Annotated in this window: 3 protein-coding genes, 2 tRNA genes and 2 rRNA genes; 1 reads left to right on the top strand and 6 read right to left on the bottom strand. The window is 28.9% G+C overall.

Translation table 11 applies throughout. The features are described 5' to 3' along the window. Window positions 1-385: 385 nt before the first annotated feature. Complete coding sequence (locus tag NSA50_RS19450) at window positions 386-1,189, bottom strand: pyruvate, water dikinase regulatory protein (protein WP_257448131.1); 804 nt, start codon at window positions 1,187-1,189, stop codon at window positions 386-388. Window positions 1,190-1,364: 175 nt separating this feature from the next. Between NSA50_RS19450 and NSA50_RS19445 the strand changes: the two genes are divergently transcribed. Continuing rightward, window positions 1,365-2,114: a signal peptidase II gene (locus tag NSA50_RS19445; protein ID WP_257448127.1), complete on the top strand. Its 750-nt coding sequence runs from the start codon at window positions 1,365-1,367 to the stop codon at window positions 2,112-2,114. An 86-nt stretch (window positions 2,115-2,200) separates the two neighbouring features. On the opposite strand, the gene NSA50_RS19440 is transcribed toward NSA50_RS19445, so the two are convergent. The 5 genes from NSA50_RS19440 to rrf (NSA50_RS19420) all read right to left on the bottom strand — a co-directional run bounded on the left by NSA50_RS19440 (window position 2,201) and on the right by rrf (NSA50_RS19420) (window position 4,171). Continuing rightward, window positions 2,201-2,276: transfer RNA gene (locus NSA50_RS19440), tRNA-Lys, on the bottom strand. 6 nt (window positions 2,277-2,282) lie between these two features. Continuing rightward, window positions 2,283-2,399 (bottom strand): 5S ribosomal RNA (gene rrf / locus NSA50_RS19435). A 376-nt stretch (window positions 2,400-2,775) separates the two neighbouring features. Next, window positions 2,776-3,726 carry an L-lactate dehydrogenase gene (locus NSA50_RS19430; RefSeq protein ID WP_257448124.1) on the bottom strand — a complete coding sequence of 317 codons (951 nt, stop codon included), beginning with the start codon at window positions 3,724-3,726 and terminating at the stop codon, window positions 2,776-2,778. A gap of 246 nt (window positions 3,727-3,972) precedes the next feature. Next, window positions 3,973-4,048: transfer RNA gene (locus NSA50_RS19425), tRNA-Lys, on the bottom strand. A 6-nt stretch (window positions 4,049-4,054) separates the two neighbouring features. Beyond that, a 5S ribosomal RNA gene (gene rrf / locus NSA50_RS19420) occupies window positions 4,055-4,171 on the bottom strand. Window positions 4,172-4,178: the final 7 nt, after the last annotated feature.

The following is a 4,178-nucleotide window of genomic DNA, read 5'->3' as shown; positions in this document are numbered from 1 at the left end:
ATTACTTTGAGTCTTAATTTTAAGACGTCTAAAAGAATTGCTGGTTTATTTTACTTAACTTATTTTCTGTTCAATTTTCAAAGACCATTTTCTTCATCGCCCTCAAGCGACTTTCTTATCTTATCATCCTAAGTCGTTTATGTCAACATATTTTTTATTATTTTTTAAAATACTTGACTTGCCTTAGGCGATGAATAAATATTATCATTAAAAAAACTATTGTCAACATATTTAATCATATTTTTTAATAAAATTATAGATTTATTTTGAAAACAATTATTTTATAGGTGTTTTTGTCTTTTTATAGGTTAATATAAATATAATTAATAATCTGTTATCCAAAACTCTAATGCAGCTATAGATAACAGATTATATGTCTAGTATTTTACTTTTGGTGCCCCAATGCTTCTAGTATTATTAACGCCGTATCTTCTATAGCTCTTTGAGTAACATCTATAGTTTTACATCCTAATCGTCTCATTATTCTATCTGCAAAATCAAATTCTTCTAAAATTCTAGCATCACTTGCATATTCAATTCCTGTAGGCATTCTATGAAATTTATCTAATCTTCTTTTTCGTATTTCTATTAATTGTAGAGGATTTATTACTAATCCAAAGATCTTTTTCTTATCTATTTCAAAAAGTTCCGCTGGTATTTCTACTTCTGGCATAAGGGGTATATTTATAGCTTTTATTCCTTTATTAGCTAAATACATACATAATGGTGTTTTTGATGTTCTTGATAATCCTATAAGTACAACATCTGCATTTTTAAGTCCTCTGTAGTCTTTACTATCATCATATTGCATAGCAAATTCCATTGCCTCAATTCTCTTAAAGTAAACTTCATCGGTTTTCCACATTGCACCTGGGTTATTATCAGGCATTTTATTTAATATAGATGAAGCTACATTTATTATTGGTCCAAGTACATTTACTACTGATATATTTTTCTCTAAACACTTTTGTGTTAGATATTCTCTTACATTTACAGTTATTATAGTTGAAACTATCATACACTTTTCGCAACTACTAACCTCTCTCATTAAATCTTCTATATCTTCTAATCCTTTAATATAGGGAACTCTTTTTACCTCTACTTCTCCTTTGAATTGACTTGATGCTGCCAGTGCAACTTGCTGAGCTGTTTCCCCTATCGAATCTGATACTGCAAAAATTTTTAACACTTCAATCCCCTCCTATGTTGTATGCCGTTATTTTATTATTTATCTAAATAACGTAAATATTCAGTATTTTCACTTTAATTATATCAGTATTTAAAATAATTTGTTATCCTTATATGTAATTTATACCTATGTATGATAAAATCTTAATATCTTAAGTTTTCTGTAGGAGGATAAAATGACTAACAAATTTAATAAAGATAAATGGCTAACAATAGGATTGCTCCCTATAATGTGGTTATTATACTTTGCATTTGAAATTATCACTGGCAGAGTAGATAGTTTTTATACTTTAGGTATGAATTTATTATTAACTATCATATTTGCATTTACAGGCTGGATAATATACATTACATCCAAAAAATATTCTAATGGATTTAGTAGCAAAATAGTTTTTGTAATTTTCCTTATACTTATGTTAATAGATCAAGGAATAAAACTTATAATAAAACTTTTCTATTTCGATAACTATTTTGAAATCATACCAAAGTTTCTTTCCTTTGATCCTATAATTAATACAGATGGATCTTGGCTTAATGCAAGATTTGGCCTTGGAGTGGGATTTTCTGCTTTGATAATATTAAATGCGCTAGCAGTAATACTATTTATAGAAGTATATAGATATTATTTATCTAAAGGAAATAAAGAGTTCTGGTCAGACATGGCATTTTTATTTATTCTGTCTGGAGCCCTATGTTCATTGATAGATAAAATCTTTTATGGAGGTAGCCTGGACTTTATAGGAATTAGCAATCTATTCATAGCAGATATAAAAGATATGTATATTAATTTAGGAATATTATTCTTTATAATGTTAATTTATATTAAGGACTATTTCAAAGAGGAAGATTCTTCAACATTAAAGGATGATCTACAATCTATAAAGAAATTTTTAAAATTTATGAAAAATGATATATTGAGAAAATAAAAAAGAAAGGAATAAAATCCTTTCTTTTTATATATAATGCTAAGCAAGTTCTTATTAAAAAATCACTTCATTACTGAAGTGATTTTTGGTGGCTTACCCGGGAATCGAACCCGGTACACCTTGATTAAAAGTCAAGTGCTCTACCGATTGAGCTAGTAAACCTTATGAACCTGGCAACGTCCTACTCTTCCACACAGTCTCCCATGCAGTACCATCGGCGCTATAAAGCTTAACTTTCCTGTTCGGAATGGGAAGGAGTGTTTCCTTTACGCCATCATCACCAGATATTTTTCTCTCAACAAGAATTTATTATATAGACATATTGTCCATATGTCAACATATTTTTTAAAAATTATTTTATTTTTTCTTATTAATATAAATTAATTCAATTTTATATGTAAAGATGCGACTTTAATTCGATTCTATTTTATCCAATCTCAAAGCTTTTATTCATTACCGATAGCATATACATATTTACTTATTGAGTTATTCTTCTAAAATTAAATTTGCCTAAAATCAACTAACCTCTACATACATGCACTTGAAAACTAGAGGAAATAATTTATAACACGTTACTTATATAATTTATTTTATACTTTATCTCAAGAATTAAATAGTGCCATTTATAAAAATATCGTTATTCTTATAAACAGCACTTAAATTATTTATTTAATTTTTCTATATACTCTCTTATAACGTCATTAGATTTTTTAAATCTTTTAAGTTCTTCATCCGTCATATCTATTTCTACTACTTCCTTCACACCTTCGCTATTAAGAACTGCTGGCACACCACTAAATACATTATATTCACCGTATTCACCATCTAATAATGTAGATACTGGTATTATTTTATTCTCATCATTTATAATCGCTTTTATTATACCTACAGTAGCAGCTGCTATAGCATAATAGGTTGTTCCTTTTCTATTATATACTTCCCATCCAGCTTGAGCAGTTTCTAAAACTAATTTATCTAAATCTACATCTCCGACTCTATCTTTATTATCTTGTATAACCTTATTAAAAGGCTTTCCTCCTATATAAACATGAGACCATGGAACCATTTGAGAATCTCCATGTTCACCCATAGAATAAGCTTGAACACTTCTAGGATCAACATTAAATAAATCTCCTATAAAATTCTTTAATCTTGCAGAATCAACTGATGTTCCTGTTCCTATGACGTGGCTTTTAGGTAATCCAGATATCTTATATACATGATTAGCTATTATGTCTACCGGATTTGATATTATTATAAAATGCCCATTAAATCCACTTTCCATAATAGGGTCTACTATTGATTCTACTATCTTAGCTGATAAATCCAGTGAATCCAATCTCGTTTGCCCTGGCTTTGGTGGCGCTCCAGCAGTTATTACAATTATATCTACATCACCACATTCTTCATATGATCCAACTCTTATCTTTGTATTTCTATTTAAATATTCTATACAATGCTTTAAGTCCATCACTTCTCCAAGAGCTTTTTCTCTATTAATATCTATCATTAATACTTCATCACAAACCCCTTGTGTTATTAAACTAAATGCTGTACTGGATCCAACTAATCCTGTTCCTACTATAGCTACTTTCCTTGTTTTTGAAAACATATATATTCCCTCCAGTCTAAATTTCTCTTTTTTAAATTATATAGCATCTTTTCATCATGTAAAAATAATTTAAAATCATATTATCTAAAAGTTATTTTTATTTTTTGTATACCCTAAATTATAGATATTATTTATTATAAATTAACCAATCAATATTTATAAAATTTCATATTCTAATAAATTTCAAAGAAATTTCCAAAAAATAATTTTCAAAATAAAAAAATCCTAAACAAATGTTTAGGATTTTGGTGCGTTATCAGGGGATCGAACCCGGGACACCCTGATTAAGAGTCAGGTGCTCTACCAACTGAGCTAATAACGCATGATAACCTGGCAACGTTCTACTCTCCCACACAGTCTCCCATGCAGTACCATCGACGCTGTAGAGCTTAACTTTCCTGTTCGGAATGGAAAGGAGTGTTTCCTCTACGCCATCATCACCAGATTTCAGA

The organism is Clostridium mucosae, from assembly GCF_024622765.1.
In the GTDB taxonomy this organism is placed as follows: domain Bacteria; phylum Bacillota; class Clostridia; order Clostridiales; family Clostridiaceae; genus Clostridium.
Note: the sequence above shows the minus strand (reverse complement) of the source record. Positions and strands in the feature narration are given on the sequence as shown.

What these genes read in the sequence shown, in the direction of transcription:
- NSA50_RS19445 (WP_257448127.1), top strand. Translation starts at nt 1,365, where the DNA reads ATGACTAACAAATTTAATAAAGATAAATGGCTAACAATAGGATTGCTC.
- NSA50_RS19430 (WP_257448124.1), bottom strand. Translation starts at nt 3,726, where the DNA reads ATGTTTTCAAAAACAAGGAAAGTAGCTATAGTAGGAACAGGATTAGTT.